Annotated in this window: 18 protein-coding genes; 6 read left to right on the forward strand and 12 right to left on the reverse strand. The window is 73.6% G+C overall.

The annotated features are described in order from the left end of the window. Positions 1–44: 44 nt before the first annotated feature. The 3 genes from IFT90_RS10160 to IFT90_RS10170 are packed head-to-tail and all read right to left on the reverse strand — an operon-like array spanning position 45 to position 1,982. Positions 45–296, reverse strand: a complete 252-nt coding sequence (locus IFT90_RS10160) for a metal-sensitive transcriptional regulator (RefSeq protein WP_233569053.1) — start codon at positions 294–296, stop codon at positions 45–47. A 59-nt stretch (positions 297–355) separates the two neighbouring features. Next, a complete protein-coding gene (locus IFT90_RS10165; protein WP_192042049.1) occupies positions 356–1,780 on the reverse strand; it encodes a phosphomannomutase/phosphoglucomutase in 1,425 nt (474 codons plus the stop codon). Then, complete coding sequence (locus IFT90_RS10170) at positions 1,770–1,982, reverse strand: DUF3499 family protein (protein ID WP_133737779.1); 213 nt, start codon at positions 1,980–1,982, stop codon at positions 1,770–1,772. Before IFT90_RS10170 ends, IFT90_RS10165 begins: the two co-directional genes overlap by 11 nt. A gap of 35 nt (positions 1,983–2,017) precedes the next feature. Between IFT90_RS10170 and IFT90_RS10175 the strand changes: the two genes are divergently transcribed. Continuing rightward, complete coding sequence (locus tag IFT90_RS10175) at positions 2,018–2,467, forward strand: hypothetical protein (RefSeq protein WP_123546515.1); 450 nt, start codon at positions 2,018–2,020, stop codon at positions 2,465–2,467. A gap of 1 nt (position 2,468) precedes the next feature. On the opposite strand, the gene IFT90_RS10180 is transcribed toward IFT90_RS10175, so the two are convergent. The 5 genes from IFT90_RS10180 to manA form a co-directional block, all read right to left on the reverse strand. Further along, positions 2,469–3,878: a DUF5719 family protein gene (locus IFT90_RS10180; RefSeq protein ID WP_192042050.1), complete on the reverse strand. Its 1,410-nt coding sequence runs from the start codon at positions 3,876–3,878 to the stop codon at positions 2,469–2,471. Beyond that, a complete protein-coding gene (locus IFT90_RS10185) occupies positions 3,871–6,723 on the reverse strand; it encodes a glycosyltransferase (protein WP_192042051.1) in 2,853 nt (950 codons plus the stop codon). The genes IFT90_RS10180 and IFT90_RS10185 overlap by 8 nt, the downstream gene beginning before the upstream one ends. 185 nt (positions 6,724–6,908) lie before the next feature. Further along, on the reverse strand, positions 6,909–7,259 hold the full coding sequence (locus tag IFT90_RS10190) for a WhiB family transcriptional regulator (RefSeq protein ID WP_133737781.1): 351 nt from the start codon (positions 7,257–7,259) through the stop codon (positions 6,909–6,911). 188 nt (positions 7,260–7,447) lie between these two features. Further along, positions 7,448–8,407: a UDP-glucose 4-epimerase GalE gene (gene galE / locus IFT90_RS10195; protein WP_192042052.1), complete on the reverse strand. Its 960-nt coding sequence runs from the start codon at positions 8,405–8,407 to the stop codon at positions 7,448–7,450. Between the two features lie 65 nt (positions 8,408–8,472). Then, positions 8,473–9,639 (reverse strand): mannose-6-phosphate isomerase, class I, encoded by a 1,167-nt coding sequence (manA, locus tag IFT90_RS10200; protein WP_192042053.1) that lies wholly within the window; start codon positions 9,637–9,639, stop codon positions 8,473–8,475. Positions 9,640–9,874: 235 nt separating this feature from the next. Between manA and IFT90_RS10205 the strand changes: the two genes are divergently transcribed. From IFT90_RS10205 to IFT90_RS10215, 3 genes are read left to right on the forward strand one after another with little or no spacing between them, the layout of a single operon-like run. After that, positions 9,875–11,071, forward strand: a complete 1,197-nt coding sequence (locus IFT90_RS10205; RefSeq protein ID WP_192042054.1) for an acyl-CoA dehydrogenase family protein — start codon at positions 9,875–9,877, stop codon at positions 11,069–11,071. Positions 11,072–11,114: 43 nt separating this feature from the next. Then, positions 11,115–12,440, forward strand: a complete 1,326-nt coding sequence (locus tag IFT90_RS10210) for an O-antigen ligase (protein WP_192042055.1) — start codon at positions 11,115–11,117, stop codon at positions 12,438–12,440. Further along, complete coding sequence (locus tag IFT90_RS10215) at positions 12,437–13,765, forward strand: O-antigen ligase family protein (RefSeq protein WP_192042056.1); 1,329 nt, start codon at positions 12,437–12,439, stop codon at positions 13,763–13,765. Before IFT90_RS10210 ends, IFT90_RS10215 begins: the two co-directional genes overlap by 4 nt. Before the next feature lie 15 nt (positions 13,766–13,780). On the opposite strand, the gene IFT90_RS10220 is transcribed toward IFT90_RS10215, so the two are convergent. After that, entirely contained in the window at positions 13,781–14,566 is a 786-nt protein-coding gene (locus IFT90_RS10220; RefSeq protein ID WP_192042057.1) for a polyprenol monophosphomannose synthase, read from the reverse strand. A 29-nt stretch (positions 14,567–14,595) separates the two neighbouring features. Continuing rightward, the gene (locus IFT90_RS10225) at positions 14,596–16,305 is read right to left on the reverse strand and encodes a DUF2142 domain-containing protein (RefSeq protein ID WP_192042058.1); all 1,710 of its coding nucleotides are present in this window, start codon (positions 16,303–16,305) and stop codon (positions 14,596–14,598) included. A gap of 210 nt (positions 16,306–16,515) precedes the next feature. On the opposite strand from IFT90_RS10225, the gene IFT90_RS10230 reads away from it, so the two are divergent. Both IFT90_RS10230 and IFT90_RS10235 read left to right on the forward strand, forming a co-directional pair. Then, positions 16,516–17,253, forward strand: a complete 738-nt coding sequence (locus IFT90_RS10230) for a glycosyltransferase family 2 protein (RefSeq protein WP_123547283.1) — start codon at positions 16,516–16,518, stop codon at positions 17,251–17,253. Further along, on the forward strand, positions 17,250–17,645 hold the full coding sequence (locus tag IFT90_RS10235) for a DUF2304 domain-containing protein (protein WP_123546526.1): 396 nt from the start codon (positions 17,250–17,252) through the stop codon (positions 17,643–17,645). The genes IFT90_RS10230 and IFT90_RS10235 overlap by 4 nt, the downstream gene beginning before the upstream one ends. Positions 17,646–17,682: 37 nt before the next feature. Here the strand turns inward: IFT90_RS10235 and IFT90_RS10240 are convergent, their stop codons facing one another. Both IFT90_RS10240 and IFT90_RS10245 read right to left on the reverse strand, forming a co-directional pair. Continuing rightward, positions 17,683–18,162 carry a GtrA family protein gene (locus IFT90_RS10240; RefSeq protein ID WP_192042059.1) on the reverse strand — a complete coding sequence of 160 codons (480 nt, stop codon included), beginning with the start codon at positions 18,160–18,162 and terminating at the stop codon, positions 17,683–17,685. Next, positions 18,159–19,847, reverse strand: coding sequence for a DUF2142 domain-containing protein (locus IFT90_RS10245; RefSeq protein WP_192042060.1), 1,689 nt, complete (start codon positions 19,845–19,847; stop codon positions 18,159–18,161). The genes IFT90_RS10240 and IFT90_RS10245 overlap by 4 nt, the downstream gene beginning before the upstream one ends. Between the last annotated feature and the right edge of the window lie 178 nt (positions 19,848–20,025).

Below are 20,025 nucleotides of genomic sequence, written 5' to 3' on the forward strand. Positions count from 1 at the left end.
TGTGTCGCCCAGGAACGGGACGACGCGTCGGGACGTCCCCCGGCTCAGGAACGCACGAGACGGGCGATCGCGGCCGACGCCTCCGCGATCTTCGCGTCGGCCACCGCCCCGCCCTCTCGAGCCGCCTCGGCGACGCAGTGCGCGAGGTGGTCCTCGAGCAGCTGGAGGGCCACCGTCTCGAGCGCCTTCGTGGCCGCGCTCACCTGCGTGAGGACGTCGATGCAGTAGACGTCGTCCTCGACCATCCGCTGGATGCCGCGGACCTGGCCCTCGGCTCGGCGGAGGCGCGTGACGATCTGCTGCTTGGAGCCGCTGTAGCCGGGAGATCCCGGCGACGTGGTGCTCGGGTCGGTCGTCACGATGCCCGGATCAGCGCCAGGACCTCGTCGCGCACCGCCTCCATGCCCGAGCGCGTCGCCGCCTCGGCGTTCAGGCGGAGCAGAGGCTCGGTGTTCGAGGGGCGGACGTTGAACCACCAGAAGCCGCCGTCCGCCGACGACCCCGACACGGTGAGGCCGTCGAGCTCGTCGAAGTCGCCCCGGCCGGTGAACGCCTCGACGACGCGGGTGTAGGCGGCGGGCACGTCGGTGACGGTCGAGTTGATCTCGCCGCTGGCCGAGTACGGCGTGTAGCGGTCGGTCAGGGTCGACAACGGCTCGTCCTGGCGACCCAGCTCGGCCAGCACGTGCATGGCGGCGAGCATGCCGTTGTCGGCGCCCCAGAAGTCGCGGAAGTAGTAGTGCGCGGAGTGCTCGCCGCCGAAGATCGCGCCGGTCGTGCGCATCTCGTCCTTGATGAGCGAGTGCCCGACCCGGGTGCGGACGGGCACCGCACCGGAGGCGACGATCGCCTCGGGCACCGCGCGCGAGGTGATCAGGTTGTGGATGACCGAGATGGAGGCGTCCGGCTCGGCCGCCCGGACCCGGGCGATCTCGCGCACCGCGACGATCGCCGCGACGGCGGACGGGGTGACCGCGTCGCCCTTCTCGTCGACGACGAAGCAGCGGTCGGCGTCGCCGTCGAAGGCGAGGCCCAGGTCTGCGCCGTGGGCGACGACGGCGGCCTGGAGGTCGACGAGGTTGGCCGGCTCGAGCGGGTTCGCCTCGTGGTTCGGGAACGTGCCGTCGAGCTCGAAGTACAGCGGGACGATCTCGAGGGGCAGGGCCGGGAGCCCGGCGGCGGCGCCGAGGACCGCGGGGACGGTCAGGCCGCCCATCCCGTTGCCGGCGTCGACGACCACCTTCAGGGGCCGGACGCCGGCCAGGTCGACGAGCCCGCGCAGGTGGGCCGCGTAGCCCGGCAGCGCGTCGTGCTCGCGGAGCGACCCGGTCGCCTCGACGGGCGAGATGCCGTCGGCGAGGTAGACGGCGGCCCGGTCGCGGATCGAGGACAGGCCCGTGTCGAGGCTGATCCCCTGGGCGCCTGCCCGGCTCATCTTGATGCCGTTGTAGGTCGCGGGGTTGTGGCTCGCGGTGAACATCGCCGCCGGCGCGTCGAGCGAGCCCGAGGCGAAGTAGGACTCGTCGGTCGAGCAGAGCCCGAGGGCGACGACGTCCGCGCCGCGGGCCAGGGCGCCGCGGGCGAAGGCCGCCGCGAACGAGGGCGAGGAGTCGCGCATGTCGTGGCCGACCACGAGCTCGCTCCCCGCCGCGCCCACCTCGTCCGCGAAGGCGGCCCCGAACGCCTCGACGACGTCGTCGGTGAGCTGGCTCCCTACCAGCCCGCGCACGTCGTAGGTCTTGACGAAGGCGGAGAGGTCGACGGTGTCTTCAGTGGTCATGGCCCAAAACTACCCGGCGCAGCACCTGCCAGCCCTGGGGGACGGACAGGGACGACGCGTGTCGGGCGCACAGGTCGTACCCGTGCGGCTCCACCCGGTCGCTCAGGGGGCCGACGACGACCATGGAGTCCGCGTACACGTAGGTGAGGGTCGACACCGCCTCGTCGTGGCAGGTGACCTTGCTGCAGGGTCGTGGCTCCATGGACCGCCACGATACCGCCGGACTACGATGGCGAGATGCCGAGGCCACGTCGAGTCCGCGTCACCGACCGCTCGCGTCGTCGGGACCGACACGGCCGTGGCCTCCGTTCCTCCGCCGCGGGCCCGCACCTGCCGTTCCTGCGCACGAGGGTCGAGCTCTTCGACGACCTCGTCGCCGAGACGGCGGACCACCTCCGTGAGCTGTGGCCCGACGACCTCGCCGACGTGACCTTCGAGGTCGCCGGCCTGCCTGCTGCCCCCGACCCGTCGCGCGTCGAGCGCTGGCGCGTCGACCGGGCCGCCCGCAGCGTGGTCGTCTACCGGCTGCCCATCGAGCGCCTGTCGCACGTGCCCGAGTCGCACCGGCAGGTGGACGACGAGTGGCAGCACCGCGTCCTCGTCGAGGGCTGGGTGCTGCAGGCCGTGGGCGACCTCCTCGGCAAGGACCCGTGGGACCTCTCCCCCGACCGCTGGCGCGACCGCTGACCTACGGGTAGACGACCACCGGGGTGGACGCCGGGAAGGCCGAGGTGACGGGCCACGACGCGACGGCTCCGGCCGCCGACCAGCTCACCGCGGCCCGCAGCCCGTCGGCGTCGCGCAGGGTCAGGACGTCGCCGCCGGACACCGCCACGCCGACGGTGCTGCCCGCCGGGACCGTCACCTGCTGCTCCGCGTCGCCGATCTCGACGACCGCCGTGGCCGCCTCCGTGCCGGGGTTCGCGATCGACAGCGTCGGGCCCTCGCCCTGTGGCACCTGCACGAGCGTGTCGCCGCGCAGCGCCGGGGCCGCGGCGGCCCAGGCGAGGTCGACCGCGCCCTCGGGCGAGATCGTGGAGGTGCGGGCACCGGCCACGACGGGCACCTGCGACACCAGGGTGGCGGTCCAGGTGCCGTCCGCGAGGCCGTCGACCGGCACGTCGGTGACGCGCCCGGCCTCGACCCGCGTCTGGAACGTCGCGCCCGTGCCGTCGGCCGTGGAGAGCGTGATCGAGACCTGCGCCGCCTCGTCGCCGGGGACGTAGACCCGGACGACGCTCTGCAGGTCGGCCGAGGAGGGCTCGGTGAGCGCGCCCTCGAGCGCCGCGGAGTCGCGGACGACGATCCCGGGGACGACCACCTGGCGGGCGGGCGAGGCCGCACCGCTGACGATGTCGACGCCGCCGGGGTCGAGGGTGCGCACGACGCTCTGCTGCATCGAGGCGACGATGCGGCCGCCCCGGCTCTGGACGTGGACGACGGGCGAGACGAGGCCCGTCGCGAAGCCGGAGAGCGGGACGACCTTCTGGCTGCGGGGGGCGACGACGATGCCGTCGATCCCGGGGCCCTGCACGCGGCCGTTCTCCGCGGCGATGCCGAGGTCGACGGTCGCGTTGACGTCCGTGGGGTTGACGAGCACGACGAGCGACACGCGGCCGGTCTCGGTCGAGCCCCCGACGAGCCAGGTCGAGCTCGTCGGCTCGGTGCACGGGGCGGCTGCGAAGCCCACGAGCTCGCCCTCCGAGACGGACTGGCTCTGGGCGGCCGCGACGAGCGGGACGTCGTCGCCCTCCACGGGCGTCGTCCACAGCACCGGGTCGGAGTCGCTCCCGTCCGCCCCGGCGAGGGCGGTGCTGTCGTCGTCGCCCGAGCTGGAGGCGGACACGACCTGCGCCCGACCGACCGAGCTGGCGGTCGTGGCCTGCTGGCCCTCGTCGTCCGAGAGCTGGAGCAGCCCTCCCGCGCAGACGCGCTGCTGGTCGACCGCCACCGGGGCGACGAGCTGCCCGGCGGGCACGGTCTGCAGCGTCGGCAGGGGCAGGACGCCCGCGGCGCCGACGACGACGGCCGCGACGGCGAGGCCGGCCGCGCCGAGTCCGACGCGTCGGGTGCGCGCGATGATCGGTCGCTCAGTCATCTCTCTCCTCGTCGAAGGTGGTGGCAGGCTGCTCCGACTCGGGCACGCCGGCCCGGGAGCGTCGGCGGCGCGGCGTCGTCGGCACGGCCAGCAGCAGCGCGGAGCCGAACACGAGGGCCCAGCTGATCAGGACGACGGGGCGGAGCGGCCCGGCGTCGTCGCGGTCCGGAACGGCGCCCGAGGCGTCGACCCAGCGCCAGAGCAGGCCGTTCGTGGTCTCGCCGACCGGCTGGAACGCCGCGGTCCCGTCGAGCGCCTCGCTCGCCCGGCGCTCGAGGGCCTGCGCCTCGTCGTCGCCGTCCGCGGCCTCGCCGAGGAGGACGAAGCCGACCCCGAGCTGGTCGAGGTCGTCGGCCGGGTCGAAGCCGCTGATGCTCACGAGGTTGCCCGCGAGGACCGTGAGGTCCTCGTTGGTCGACGTCAGTCGCTGCGCCGTCGCGTCGAGGGTCGACTGGTCGTCGAGGGTCGCGCCCTGGCCGTGCTCGAGCGACACGGCGAGCGAGCCGTCCGGCTGCGGGGTGAGCACCAGGGTGCCCACCTCGGGCGACGCCTCGGCCTCGGCCGTGACGTACGCCGACAGGATGCGGCCCGAGCTGGGGCGCACGTCGCCGGTGCCGAGGTAGGCGGCGACGACGAGCGGGAACACGGACGCCACGGTCACCGCGGCGACGACGACGCCCGCCGTGGGCGCCACGCGCGGCAGCCGGTCGAGGGTGACCGCGGCGGCGCCGACGAGGCCCAGCAGGTACAGGCTCAGGCCGCTCCCCGCCCAGACCGAGGTCGTCTCGCTGCCGACGCCCGAGATCGAGACGTGGGTCGCGGCGACCGCCGTGACGAACCCGAGCAGGGCGAGCGACAGGGCAGGCACGGCACGCCGCGCCTGGCCGACGAAGGGCGCGGCGACGGCGAGGAGGGCCAGCGGGACGAAGGCCGCCGCGACGACGACGGCCGCCGTCGAGCCGCTCACGCCGAGCCCGGCGAGCAGGGTCGTCCAGCCGTTCAGGCCGGTCTCGGGCGAGGCGACGAGCAGCTGCCACGGCGACGCCGGATCGATCCGTGCGGGCACGCCCGGGTCGGCGACGAGCCCCCACCAGGTGCCTCGCGAGATCTGCGCGACGGCGAGCGGCACGAAGAGCACCACGGCGGGCAGCGGGACGGCGAGCATCCGGTGGATGCCCCGGGGCCGGGTGGCGAGCGAGCCGAGCCAGATGACGACGAGGGCGGGCCACAACGACGGGGCGGACGCCGCGACGACCGCGAAGAGCAGGGAGGCGGTCGCCCCGGCGGCCCAGGACCGGGCCGACCCGATGAGCGCCCAGATCAGGAACGGCAGCGCGACGTGCGCCACGACCGCGCCGATGTGGCCCGACTGCAGGCCGGACAGCAGCGGGGACGAGAGCGCGTAGACCGCGGCGACGACGGCGGGCGTCCACGCCCGGCTCGTGACCCGACGGGCGGCGAACCACGCGCCGAGGGCCGAGGCCGGCAGCGCGACGAGCCAGAGCACGAGCACGGCGGTGGAGGGCGACCAGAACGTGATCGAGCCGAGCACGGCGAGCACCGCGGTGAACGGGTCGCTCGGCCCGACGAACCCGGTGCCGATCTCGTGGCGCCCCCACCCGACGTTGTCCCAGAGCTCGGCGACCGAGGTGCTGAGCGGCAGCAGGCCCCCGCCGGTCAGGGCCGGCTGCGGCAGGAACTCGAGGAACGCCACGACGCCCACGACGGCGGCGACCAGCACGACCCAGAGGCCGCCCGACCCGATGAAGCTCGCCCGGGGGTCCGACGCGTCCTCGCCGTGCGCCACGAGGGCGTCACGGTCGCTCACGCGCCTCTCGCGGATCAGGTTGAAGGAGGCGCGCAGCGGCTCCACGGACGACCAGCTGGTCGTCCGGGTGCGCGCGAGCGCCCTCCGCGCGGGCAGCACCCGAGAACCGCCGAACGCGGCCGTCAGGGCGGTGGCGAACTCCCCCGGGACCGCCCCGGGGTTCTTGGTGAGCAGGTGCCAGACGGACCGGACGAAGGCGAGGGGCACGAGCGAGAGCCAGTGCAGCGGCAGCGCGGCCGGGGGCGAGTAGACCAGCCGGCGGTGCAGCTGGGCGGCGCGGTGGAGGCGGGCGGCGCGGGCGTGCCCCCCGGGGGCCTGCCCGAAGTCCTCCGGCTGCCCGGCGCTGGACACCCGCGCGTCGGGCACGAGCACGACGCGGTGCCCCGCGAGGCGGGCGCGGACGGAGAGGTCGAGGGCGGCGTCGACGTGCGGGAGGCCGGGGTCGAAGCCGCCGAGGGCCGTCCACACGCTGCGGCGGACGAGCATGCCTGCGGCCGCCACGCCCAGGACGTCCTCGTGGTGGTCGTGCTGCCCCTGATCGAGCTGGCTCTCGACGAGGGGCATGGACGCGCCGTAGCGGGTCATCGTCTCGCCGAACTCGGCGATGACGGTCGGGTCGTCGAGCCGCATCAGCTTCGGCCCGGCGACCGCGACCGAGGGCGACACCTCGACCTGGGACAGGAGGCGGTCCAGCGCCTCGGGTCCGGGCACGTTGTCGTGCCCCAGGAACCACAGCCACTCGTCCGGGTCGACGGCGCCGTCGCGGGGAGAGTCGCCCGGCCCCGAGACGCGCACGCCCTGCGCGAGCGCCTGGACGAAGGTCGTGGCGGCGGGCACGCTGGTCAGCTGTGCCGCCCCGCTGAGCGAGAGGCGCCCGGCCTCGCTGTCCTTGCCGCCCGCGTCGACCACGACCAGGGACTCCGGCGGGCGGGTCTGCCGCGACAGCGCGTCGAGGGTTCGGTCGAGGTAGGTCGCTCCACCAGGGGCGACGAGGATCGCTGTGACTCTCGGCTGCATGACCTGAGCAGCCTAGGTCGGGTGCCCCGAGCCTCCGCCGCGCCGCGCCGGTCCCTCCCTACCTGTGAGGAGCCGATGACGACGTCCGTCGGACCGCGGTGGGCGCTGGCCGCCCGGGCCCTGGACCGACGACGGCGCCCGCCCCCCGAGGGGGACGGGCGCCGTGGATGCGTCGGGGCTCCGGGTCAGGCCCGCTTGCGGAGCTTGCGGCGCTCACGCTCGGACAGGCCGCCCCAGATGCCGAAGCGCTCGTCGTTCTGCAGGGCGTACTCGAGGCACTGGGCGCGCACGTCGCACGAGGCGCAGATCTTCTTCGCGTCGCGGGTCGAGCCGCCCTTCTCGGGGAAGAACGCCTCGGGGTCGGTCTGGGCGCAGAGCGAGTCCACCTGCCAGGACAGCTGGGCCTCGTCCTCGTCGCCGGACCGACGGACGCCGGGGACCCCCAGCAGCACCGGGTCGACGTGCCAGTCGTCGGGCACACCCGCTCGGACCGGTGCGACGAGGTCTCGGTCGTCACGGCTCTCGTCGATCGCCATGGCACATCTCCCCTCGTGTCGCTCGCTCCCTGGACGGCTGCGATGTGCCAATTACACCGGTGTAGTTCGGCCACGTCAAGTCGGACCCCATAAACCCTGCACCCCTCATCGAGGGTCAAGCGGGCCCCGGCGTGTCGGGCCGGGACCCGGCGAGCGCCGACACGGCTGCCGAGGAGGCGGTCGTCCGGTCAGGGACGCGGTGCCGCGTCCCAGGCGCTGGTCACCATCTCGAGCAGCGTGTGGCGCATCTCCCAGTCGAGGTCGCGGGCCGCCAGCGCTCCGTCGGCGACGATGCGGTCGGGGTCGCCGGGGCGACGCGGGCCGACCTCCGGGGTGAAGTCGACGCCGGTGCCCTCGCGCATGGCGTCCATGATCTCGGCGACCGACACCCCTCCTCCGGAGCCCAGGTTGTAGGCGGCCTCGACGGGCTCGCCCGCGTCGAGACGACGCGCCGCGGCGACGTGCGAGACGGCGAGGTCGGCTACGTGCACGTAGTCGCGGACGCAGGTGCCGTCGGGCGTGTCGTAGTCGTCGCCGTTGATCCGAGGCGCGCGCCCCGCGGCGAGCGCGTCGAAGACGAGCGGGAACAGGTTGTGCGGGCTGGCGTCCCACAGCTCCGGCGAGCCCGAGCCGACGACGTTGAAGTAGCGGAGGCTCGTGTGCCGGAGGCCGACGGCCGTCGCCTGGTCGCGGAGCAGCCACTCGCCGATGAGCTTGCTCTCGCCGTAGGGCGAGGCGGGGGCCTTGGGGGTGTCCTCCGTGACGACGTCCGTCGGCGGGGTGCCGTAGACGGCGGCGCTGGACGAGAAGACGACCCGGTGGACCCCGGCGTCGGCCATGGCGCCGAGGAGCACCTGCGTGCCGGTCACGTTCTGCTCGTAGGTGTGCAGCGGGCGCTGCACCGAGACGCCGGCGTACTTGTAGCCCGCCACGTGGACGACCCCGGTGACGCCGTGCTGCTCGATCGCGGCGGCGACGGCGGCGCGGTCGAGGATGCTCGCCCGGACGAACGGCACGTCGCTCGGCACGAACGCCTCGAGGCCGGACGAGAGGTCGTCGAGGACGACGGCGTCCATGCCCGCCCCCGTGAGCTCGCGGACGACGTGGGACCCGATGTACCCGGCACCGCCGGTGACCAACCATGACATGGCGTCAGCCTAGCGAGGCGAGGAGGCGCCCCCGGTCCGCAGCACAGCCGCCCCTGCGGCGCGGGTCAGGCGGGAGTCGCCACCCACAGCAGGCCGCCGCCGCTGACCGCGAGGCGGACCTCGTCGGGGGTCACGAAGGCGGACTCGCCCCGGGCGAGGTGGATGGTGCCGTCCTGTCCCTTGACGTCGACCTGGCCGTCGGTGACGAGCAGGATGCTCGGCCCGCCGATCTCGACGACCGCGCCCGCGCCTCCTGCCGCGACCCGCAGCAGCGCGAAGCCGGTGCCCTCGGGGGCGAAGCGCTCGACCCCGCGGGCCACCTCGACGGGGCGGAGCCACGGGACGGGCAACGGGGAGAACTCGAGCACCCGAAGCAGCTCGGGCACGTCGACGTGCTTGGGGGTGAGGCCGCCGCGCAGCACGTTGTCCGACGGCGCCATCAGCTCGATGCCGAGCCCGCCGAGGTAGGCGTGGACGTTGCCCGCCGGCAGGAACAGCGCCTCGCCGGCCCGGAGCGAGACCCGGTTGAGCAGCAGCGACACGACGACGCCGGGATCGCCCGGGTAGAGGCGGTCGAGCTCGACGACGGTCGCGGTGCTCGGGCTCGGGTCGGCGACCGCCCTCGCCAGCTCGGCCACCGCCCCGACGACCCGTCGCGACTCGTCCGAGCCGTCGAAGAGCCAGGCCAGCGTCGACTCGAGCGACGCCGCGACGCTGCCGCGGAGCGCCGAGAGACGACCGGTGCCCGCGTCGATCACGTCGATGTCGGCGAGGGTCTCGGCCGGGTCGCGGAAGCCGCAGAGCGCGTCGAAGCGCTCGCTGAGGGCGACGATGATCTCGGGCTTCGGGAACCGGTCCTTGTAGTTGCGGTGCGGTGCGTCCAGGGGGACGCCCGCCGCCTCCTCGCGGGCGAAGCCCTCCTCGGCCTGCTCGGGCGTCGGGTGCGCCTGGATCGACAGCGGCTGGTCGGCGGCGAGCACCTTGAGCAGGAACGGCAGCTCGGTGCGGTCCCGGCCGAGCGCCCGGGCCGGCTCGGCAGCGAACCAGTCGGCCAGGGTGTCCGCGCCGTCCACGACGGCCGGGTTCACCACGATGCTCGGCGAGCCCGGGTGCGCCCCCAGCCACAGCTCCGCCTCCGGCCTGCCGGACGGGCGGCGCCCGAGCAGCTCGGAGATCGCGGTGCGGGAGCCCCATGCGTAGTCGCGCGGGGTGTTCGTGATGGCGAGGAACATGGTTCTCCGAGCGTGTCGTGGGTCGTGCCCGTCGGGCGGCGTGCGCGGCGACCGTGCGGCCGCGCTTGGGTCCCCTCTACAAAGGGCCGAGCACGCCGGCCGGGAGGCCTTGGCCAAAACTACCAAGCTCTTTGCCGCTGCCGAGCTGCCTGCCTAGGCTCGCCGCGTCTCACCCGGGACGGCGGCGCGCGGGCGTCGTCGTCGCCACCACGACACGGAGCAACGGAGCCACCTGATGTCCACATCGACCCTCACCTCGTTCACCTCGCTCGCCAGCGACTTCTACGGGTACGAAGACCTGCTCACCGACCGCGAGAAGTCGGTGCTGGCCGACCTGCGGCGCTACCTCGAGACGGAGGTGAAGCCGATCGTCAACGACCACTGGGCCCGGGCGGAGTTCCCGACGAGGATCGTCAAGGGGCTCGCCGACCTCGGCATCTTCGCCCTCCCCTGGGAGGAGACCCGTCCGTTCGAGAACTCGGCCGTGTTCCGCGGCTGGGTCGCGCTCGAGCTGGCCAGGGTCGACGCGTCGGTCGCGACCTTCGTCGGCGTCCAGAACGGCCTGGCGATGGGGTCGATCAGCGTCGGGGGCTCGCCCGAGCAGCGGGCCGAGTGGCTGCCGAGGATGGCGAGCGGCGAGCTCGTGGGGGCCTTCGGCCTCACCGAGCCGCTCTCGGGCTCCGACTCGGCGCAGGGGCTCCGCACGGTCGCGACCCGGGACGGCGACGGCTGGGTGCTGAACGGCTCGAAGCGCTGGATCGGCAACGCGACCTTCAGCGACCTCACGATCATCTGGGCCAAGAGCGCCGAGGACGGTCAGGTCAAGGGCTTCATCGTGCCGACCTCGACCCCCGGCTACACGGCGACCAAGATCGAGGACAAGCAGAGCCTCCGCATCGTGCAGAACGCCGACATCGTGCTCGACGGGGTCCGTGTGCCCGAGAGCCTGCGCCTCCAGCAGGCGAACTCCTTCCGCGACACCGCCTCGGTGCTGCGGCTCACGCGGGCCGAGGTCGCCTGGGCCGCGGTCGGCAACTCGATCGGCGCCTACGAGGCGGCCCTCGCCTACGCCGGCGAGCGCGTCCAGTTCGGCAAGCCGATCGCGGCGCACCAGCTCGTGCAGGACCTGCTGGTCAAGTGCATCGGCAACATCACCGCCTCCCTCGGGATGGTCGTCCGCGTGTCGCAGATGCTCGACGACGGCAAGCAGCGCGACGAGCACGCCTCGCTCGCCAAGGCCTACACGACCGCCAGGATGCGCGAGACGGTGGCACACGCCCGGGAGGTGCTGGGCGGCAACGGGATCGTGCTCGACTACGACGTCGCGCGCCACTTCGCCGACGCCGAGGCCCTCTACAGCTACGAGGGCACCCGCGAGATGAACACGCTCATCGTCGGCCGGAGCATCACCGGCCAGGCCGCGTTCGTCTGAGCACCGGCCCGGCACGGGGGCGCCGTCGTCTAGCCTGGTCCGCATGACGACGACGCTCCCCGCTCGCCGTGCCGCGCCGGCGCCTCCCGAGCGTGCCCGCACGCTCTTCGCCACGCTCGTCTTCCTCGTCCTCCTGGGCGGCGACGTGCTGCGCAACGCGACCAGCTTCTGGGGCTGGGGCGTGGTCTGCGGCGTCATGGTGATCGCCGCGGCGGTCGTCGTCGTGCGGCACCCGCCGCGGGTGCGGACGCTGCCGCGCCTCCTCGTGCTCTGGCTGGCCTTCGCCGTCGTCTCGCTGGCGTGGTCGCAGTACCCGGCCGCCTCGGCCATCGGCATCGTCGCGACGCTGGCGACGACCCTCGGGGCCGTCGCCGTCACCTCGACGCTGCCCTGGCCGTCGATCGTGGTCGCCCTCGGCCGGGCGCTGCGGCTGCACGTCGGGGCCTCGCTGCTGTTCGAGCTCGTCGTCGGCGTGTTCGTGCGCCGGCCCGTGTGCCCGGTCTACCTCGACTGCTCGGGCGGCGTCCCCGACGCGTTCTTCTGGTCGCGGGCCGAGCTGTTCACGGGCGGCCGCATCCAGGGGCTGCAGGGCAACAGCAACATCCTCGCCGTGTTCGCCCTCCTCGCCCTGGTGGTGACGGCCGTGCAGCTCTCCGCCGGCCAGGTGACGAAGAACGCCGGCCGGGTCGGCATCGCCGCGGCCGTCGTCGCGCTCCTGCTCACGCGGTCGGCCACCACGGTCGTCTGCGCCGTCGCGGTCGCCCTGGTGCTGCTCCTCGTGACGAGGCTGCGGGCGACGCCCGCCGAGAGGCGCGGGCGGGTCTACGGCGCCGCCGCGGTCCTGGCCGTGCTCGCGGCGGGGCTCCTCGTGCTGGCGCGCCAGCCCCTGCTCGCCCTCGCGGGCAGGAGCGGCGACCTCACCGGCCGCACGGACATCTGGTCCGCCGTGCTCGACCTCGGCGTGCAGCACCCCGTCGTCGGCTGGGGCTGGGTCAGCTACTGGATCCCCATCTCGGAGCCGTTCATCGACCTCGCCGAGCGCAACGGCGTCGTGTACCTGCAAGCGCACGACGCGTACCTCGACGTCTGGTTCCAGCTCGGCTGGGTCGGCCTCGTGCTCTTCCTGCTCGTCGTCGTCGGCGTGCTGCTGCGGGCGTGGTCGTGGGCGACGGACCGCCGCGTCCTCGGCGTGGGACGCGAGGCGGCGTGGTCCGCGCTCGACCTGCTGCCGGTGCTGCTCCTCACCCTCCTCCTCGTGCACGGCCTCACGGAGTCGCGGCTGATCGTCGAGTGGGGCTGGGCGATCTTCGTGGTCGTCGTCGTGGTCACGCGACGGGACGCCTACGGCTGGACGGACCGCGACCGGTGATCGACGGGCTCGGCCCGCGACGTCGCGACCCCCTGCGGCGGTACCTCTCGGCCTGGGTCGGCTTCTCCGCCGGCGGCCACTTCTCCCAGGCGCTCTCGGTGGCGATCGTGCTCTTCGCGTTCTCGACGCAGGCCATCCGCTCGGTGATGGGCTGGCCGGGCGCGGTCGCCGTGCTCGCGACGCTGCTCGTGCTCGCGGCGCTGTCGCTGTTCGGCGGCCGGCACCACGTCGAGTGGCACGGCATCCTGCCGGTGTCGCTCATCGCGCTGTTCAGCTTCATGGCGATCAGCGTGCTCTGGAGCGAGTACACCTGGGTCACGGTGGGAGGCGTCGCCTACGCCGCGGGGTTCGGGGCGCTCGGCCTCTACCTGGCGCTGGGACGGGACCTGGTCCAGGTCGTGCGAGCCGTCGGCGACGCGCTGCGCATCGTCCTCGTCGCCTCCATGTCGCTCGAGGTGTTCGCCGGGTTGTTGATCGACCAGCCGATCCGGTTCCTCGGGATCCGCGGCGACCTGGCGCTCGGCGGGCCGATCCAGGGCCTCGCGGGCACGCGCAACTACCTCGGCTTCCTGGCGGCGCTCGCCCTCGTCACCTTCGTGGTCGAGTTCCTGACCCGGTCGGTCCCCCGCTCGCACGCCGCCGCGTCCGCCGTGCTCGCCGCCGTGACCCTGCTGTTCGCGCGCTCGCCCGTGGCTGCGCTGGCGGTCGTGGTCCTCGTCGTGGCCGGCCTCGCCCTCCGCGCCCTGCGCAAGGCTCCCGAGCACCGGCGTCCCCTGCTGCAGAGCGTGCTGGTCGTCGTGGTCGTCGTCGGCGGCGCCATCTCCTGGGCCCTCCGCGACTCGCTGCTCGCGAGCGTCGACGGCGCCTCCGACCTGAGCGCTCGGTCGTTGCTCTGGGCGCGCGTCCGGAGCCTCGCCAGCGTGCACGACATCACCGGGTGGGGCTTCGTGGGCCAGTGGCCGGCCGAGATCTTCCCCTTCTCGACGGTCCTGGCGCCGGACGGCCGCCCCTACGCGACGGCCCTCAACGCGTTCTTCGACATCTGGCTGCAGCTCGGCCTCGTGGGCGTGCTGCTGCTCGTCGTCTCGGGAGCCCTCGCGCTCGTGCGGAGCTGGGCGACCGCCTCCGGCCACCCGATCGTCGCGTACGTCTGGCCCGCCCTCGTGCTGGTGCTGATCGGGGTCACCGCCGTCGCCGAGAGCTTCGTGCTCTTCGAGGGGACGCTCATGCTGTTCGTCGCGATCGCGACGATCGCCGCCCGCAAGCGGTCGTGGCGCTCCCGCCTGCCGCAGCTGACAGCTCCCCCGGTCGGGTCGGACCGCTAGTCGGCCCGGCCGCCCTCAGCGCTCGACGACCCAGTCGGGGCCCGGTCGGCGACCCAGAACGGCTGCGAGGCGCCGCCGGAGGCCCCAGACGGTGACCCGCGCCATGGCCTCGACGACGATCGCCTGGCTCATCTTCGACTCGCCCAGCTCGCGTTCGCGGAACTCGATCGGCACCTCGACGACGCGACCGCCGCCGTCGAGCGTGCGGAGCGTCATGTCGACCTGGAAGCAGTAGCCCTTGGAGTCGATCCCCGCGAGGTCCATGGCTGCGAGGGCGTCTCGGGTGTAGACGCGGAAGCCCGCCGTCACGTCCTTGAGACGGAGGCCGAGGGCGAGCCGCGCGTACAGGTTGCCCCCGCGGCTCAGCAGCTGGCGGGAGACGGGCCAGTTCACGACGGAGCCGCCCGGGACCCACCGGCTGCCGATCGCCAGGCTCGGGGTCCACGGGGCGTCGCCCGTGACCCTCGAGATCATCTCGGGCAGCGCCTCCGGCGGGTGCGAGCCGTCGGCGTCCATCTCGATGACGAAGTCGTAGCCGCGCTCCAGGCCCCAGCGGAACCCCTTGACGTACGCCGAGCCGAGGCCGAGCTTGCCTGTCCGGTGCGCGACGTGGATCCGCGCGTCGGCGGCGGCCATCTGCTCGGCCAGCTCGCCCGTGCCGTCGGGGCTGCCGTCGTCGACGACGAGGACGTCGATCTCAGGGACGGCCGCGAAGAGGCGCCCGAGGATGATCGGGAGGTTCTCGACCTCGTCGTAGGTGGGGAGGACGACGAGGGCGCCTGCGCCGGTGTGGGTGTTCATGGGTGCCTTCCTGTGGACCGTCGTCAAGACTAGGGCCGGTCCGCTGCGACGGGGCCGGAGGCGGCTGCGGCACCGGCGGGCACGGGTGCCTCCGCGACCGTGACCGTGCTCCTGCTCTTGCTCCTGCTCGGACCGTCGGCGTCCGTGGTGTCGGACACGGAGCCGTCGCCCCGAGGGCTGTCGGCCCCCGCGGCGAGGACCAGCCACCGCGCGGCGACGGTCGCCACGGCGACGCACGCGAGGAGGAGCACGGCCCAGCCGACCGTGCCGAGCAGAGGCGGGTGCCACGCCGGCTCGGAGAAGACACGGGGCCAGGGAGCCGAGAGCCCGGCGCTGTAGCGACGGAGCGACGTCAGCAAGCACGCCAGCTGCGCGACCCCGGTCACGACGAGGACGCAGGTCGCGAAGCGGCGGACGTCCTCCGCGCGCCTGCGGACCGGCAGGGCGTCGCCCACGGCCCACGCGGCGACGACCACGAGCACGACGACGGCGGGCATCGTGTAGCGCCCCTGCCAGATGTAGCCCGACTCGGCGACGCTCGACGCCTGGACGGCGGCAGGCAGGACGAGGACGGCGAGCGCCGCCGTCCCGACAGCGACGCGTCGTCGGACCGAGTCGCGGAGGAACAGCGCGGCCGCGACGACGAGCCCGAGCAGCACCGAGTACAGGAACACCACGTACCCGGGGGCAGGCGTGTCCAGCCACCCGAAGTTGCCGATCGCCTGCGCCGAGTAGTCGGTCGTCGTCTCGAGCACGTGCACGAAGCCGTCCGCGGGCGTCGTCCCGGCGCCGCCGTACACTCCCACGGCGTCCAGGGAGCCCGACCGCAGCGTCCAGAGGACGGCCGGGACCGTCGAGGCCGTGACGACGAGGACGCTCAGCAGGACGGGAGGGCGCACGACCCGCGAGACGAAGCGCGGGACCCCGACCCCGATCGCCACGACGAGGACCGCGACGCCGAGCCAGAGCGGGGAGAGCCCCCGGGTGTGGACGAGCAGCCCGCCGGACGCCGCGAGCGAGGCCGCGAGCCACCACGACGCCCGTCGACCGGGAGCCGTGCTGGTCACGACCAAGAGGGAGGAGGCGAAGGAGGCGGTGGTCGCGATCTCGAGCGCGTTGGGGTTCACGGACCCCATCAGGAAGTAGGTCATCGGGGTGGAGACGGCGAACACGGCCAGGACGGGGAGCACAGGGCGGGGAAGGCGCGCGAGGGCGGTCACCGCGGCGGCGAGGAAGAACGCGCAGGCGGCCGCGCTCGCGAGCCTCATGAGGAACATCTGCCCCTTGCCCAGCTCGAGCAGCGAAGGCCACCCCACGAGCACGTAGTAGACCGGGTTGTAGAGCCCCGCCGTCGTCGTCGCCGCGACGAGCTTCGTGTCCGACCCGAACGGGAGGAGGCAGTCGGCGGTGACCTCCGAGGCGTGCGACATGCAGATGGTGTTGGCGCTGCCCGCCACCGTCTCCGGGACCTGGACGATCTTGTCCTGGGGGCGTGCGCCCGGAGCGCCGATGAGCTGCCCCCGGACCGTCGACGCCGCCTTGATGATGTGGGACGGCTCGTCCGGACTGGCGCCGATCGGCGTGCTCAGGGCCCAGAGCGCCGCCGTGCCGAAGAAGACGAGGAACGCGACGACGAACAGGGCCACCGGACCGGCCCGGCCGACACGACCGAGGACCTCGGCGTCCGTCCGGGTGCGGGCTCGTCGTCCGGGTCGTCTCGGCTCGGCTGGGGCGTGCACTCGTTCTCCTCGTCGCGGGTGGCCGTGTGGCCCGGGCCTGGGCCTCGGCTCGGGCGAGCGGCGAGGGGCGAGCGCGGCACGCGCGACCAGGACCCGCAGATCATACCTACCTGCACCCTCCCTCCCCGGCCCGCCGCGCTGCGGCTCCCGCTCCCCGGACTCGCGCGCCGCCGTCCGCTCGCCGCGGACCTGCCCGGCTACGATTGAGCAATGCCCACCGCCCTCGAGCAGACCCTCATCGTCATGCCCGCCTACAACGAAGAAGAGGCCGTCGGCGACGTCGTCCGTGAGGTGCTCGCCGCCCTCCCGGGCGTGGCGTGCCTGGTCGTCAGCGACGGGTCCAAGGACCGCACGGTCGAGATGGCCGACCGTGCGGGAGCACGCGTCCTCGAGCTGCCCTTCAACCTCGGCGTCGGCGGCGCGATGCGAGCCGGGTTCCGGTACGCCCTGCGACACGGTTTCCACAACGTCGTGCAGATCGACTCGGACGGGCAGCACAACCCGACCAGCGTGCCCCGCCTGCTCGACGAGCTGGCGGAGCACGACGTCGTCATCGGCGCGCGCTTCGCCGGGGAGGGCGACTACGAGGTGCGGGGGCCGCGGAGGTGGGCCATGCAGTTCCTCAGCGTCAGCCTCAGCCGCATCGCCCGGACGCCGTTGACGGACACCACGTCGGGCTACCGGGGCGCGGGGCCCCGAGCCGTCGAGCTCTTCGCTGAGAACTACCCGGCCGAGTACCTCGGCGACACGGTGGAGTCCCTGGTCATCGCGGCCCGACACGGGCTGTCGATCAAGCAGGTGCCCGTGTCGATGCGGCCACGAGCGGGCGGCGTGGCGTCGCACAACCCGGCGAAGGCAGCCCTGTACCTCGCGAGGGCCGGGCTCGCCCTCGTCGTGGCCCTGATCCGCCCGATCAACGCGACCGCCCGAGAGGTGGCCGCCGCGTGAACGTCACGAGCTACGTCTTCAGCATCGCGGCCAGCCTGCTCGCCGTCGGCGTCGTCGTCGAGAGGCTGCGTCGTCGACGGCTCCGGGAACGGCACGCCGTCTGGTGGCTGGTCGCCGGTGTCGGCGCGCTCGTCATCAGCGTCTTCCCACAGCTGACCGCGTGGGCGGCCGACCTGGTCGGCGTCGAACAGCCGGCGAACCTCGCCTTCTTCGCCAGCATCGTGATCATCTTCCTGGTCTGCGTCCAGTTCAGCGCGGAGCTCACCGACCTCGAGGACAAGGTGCGGAGCCTCGCCGAGGAATCGGCCATGAACGACCTGCGGCTGCACGACCTCGAGAAGGCCCAGGACGCCGGGTCCCGGACTCACGACGGTCGCCCCGACCTCCCCTGACAGGCGTCGAGGTCGACGCCTGTCGGTCGGGGACGTGTCAACGGGCGGGTGGCGCGTCCTCGTCCTCGTCCACCGTGGTCGACTCGTCGGCCCCACGCGAGCGGGAGCGGTCCGCGAAGACCCAGAACTTGTACGCCGCGTAGTTCCACGTCGTCGTCATCGCCGTCGACACGAACTTGCCCACGACGTATCCCGGGCCCAGCCGGTCGAAGAGCTCGATGACGGCGATCGTGGCCAGGGAGTTCACGAGGACGAGGACCCCGTACTTCCAGAGCGAGTGCCAGGAGGAGCGGCTCGACCGGAAGGTCAGGAACCGCTGGAGGGCGTAGCTGACCAGCAGCCCGGCCCAGAAGGCGACCGCCCCGGCCACCCCGAGGGGCCACCCGAGGACGTCCCGGCCGACGATCAGCAGGCCGAGGTCGACGACGAACGCGAGGCCGCCGACGACGAGGTACACGAACGGCCCGTACAGCCGCCCGCTCCGGAAGTCCGCGAACCGGGCCGCGAGGCCCGTCACGGACGGGTCCCGACGGGGTCCTGTCCGGACGGACTGTCCGGTGTGGTCCGTCGACGGCCCCCGGCCTCCCCCACGGGCTCATGGCGCTCACCCTGCTCGTTCACCAGCTCGGGAGCCTCGACGTCGCCCGCGTCGCCGGACCCGTCCCCACCCGACGACAGGACGGCCTGGCGCCGACTCAGCGCGAGGACGACGAGGAACGCGACGCCGAGCACGAGGCAGCCCGCCGCGATGAGCCCCGTCCACACGGAGGTGGACAGCACCGGGGGGCGCCACGCCGGCGTCTCGAGGAGGGCGACCCAGGAGGCGGAGAGACCGACCGCGTTCCTGCGCAGGAAGGTCATCAACGCGACGAAGGCCGCCGCGGAGTGCACGACGACGACGAGCAGGACGACGCGTCGACGCAGGGTCGAGGAGAGACGGTCGAACGACGGGGCGAGCGCCACCGCGGCCACCAGGACGAGGAGGACGTAGACCGGCAGGTTGTAACGGCCCTGCCAGACGTAGCCGGACCGCGTCACGGACGCCGCCTGCACCAGCGCGGGGATGAGGACGTAGCTCGCGAGCGAGAGCAGCACGGCAGCCTTGACCCGGCCGGAGGTCGGGACCAGCACGGCGGCGAGCACGAGACCCCCCACCCCGACGAAGTAGGCGAAGACCACGTACGACGGCACCGGGGTGTCGAGCCAGCCGAACTTGCCGATGAGCTCCTGCCCGAAGTCGAACGTCCTCTCGAGCATGCGGACCAGTCCGCCCTGGAAGCTCGTGCCCGCACCCGGGTAGAGGCCCACCGCGCCCAGGGACCCGGACTTGAGGGTCCAGATGACGGCGAGGACGGACGAGACGGCCACGGCGAGGACCGCGGCGAGGACCTGAGGTCGTCGGACGTGCTCCCAGAAGGCACGCCAGCCGACGAGCACGGCGGCGACGACGACGATCACGGCCAGCCAGAGCGGGGAGAGCCCTCGTGCGTGCACGAGCAGTCCGCCGGAGAGGGCGAGCAGGAGGCCCTGTCCCCAGCCCACCGGGCGTCCGCTGAGGAGGCCCGAGACGAGCGTCGCGGCGAAGGCGGCCGCGGTCGCCGCCTCGAAGGCGTTCGGGTTGACGACGCCGCTCAGGAAGTACGTCGTCGGCGTCAACGCCCCGAAGGCCGCGAGCACCGGGAGCACCGGACGCGGCAGCCGTGACAGCGAGGCGACGGCCGCGGCGAAGAACACGGAGCACACGAGGGCGCTGACCAGGCGCATCGCGTAGAGCGAGGCCTTGCTGCCGTCCAGGACGAGGGTCGGCCATCCCACGAGCACGTAGTAGACGGGGTTGTAGAGACCCGCGCTGGTGGGCTCCTCGACGATGGCGTCCGCATCGCTCGGGAACCCGGGAGCACAGTCCGCGGTGACCTCGGGCTGGAACCTGGCGCAGTCGGCCTCCGCCGAGTAGGCGACGCCGGCGGGCACGTCGACGTCGCGGATCTGCGGCAGCCCGTCCGTCACGTCGCCCAGGAGCTCCCCGCGGACGACCGACGCGGCCTTGATCAGGTGCGCCGGCTCGTCGGGGCTCGCGCTCAGCGGGGTGGTGACCGCCCAGAGGGCGCTCACGCAGCCGAACCCGACCAGGGCGGCCAGGAAGACGGCGAGCCAGCGGCGGGTGGAGCCCGCCACGGCGAGGCGGTTGGTCGTGGGTCTCATGGGTGGTCCTCTTCGGGGTCGTGCTCGTCCCGGGCGCGGTCCGTGGCCTGCACGCAGGCGATCGACGACGGGCACCCCGGGAGAGGACGAGAAGAGCTCCGCGTCCCCGTAGAGCCTAGGCGAGGGGCGCAGGCAGGGAGCGGAGGCCGCCGTGGCGCGCCCTCGCGGATCGGAGCCG

The sequence above is a fragment of the Frigoribacterium sp. CFBP 8766 genome (genome assembly GCF_014841435.1).
GTDB lineage: Bacteria > Actinomycetota > Actinomycetes > Actinomycetales > Microbacteriaceae > Frigoribacterium.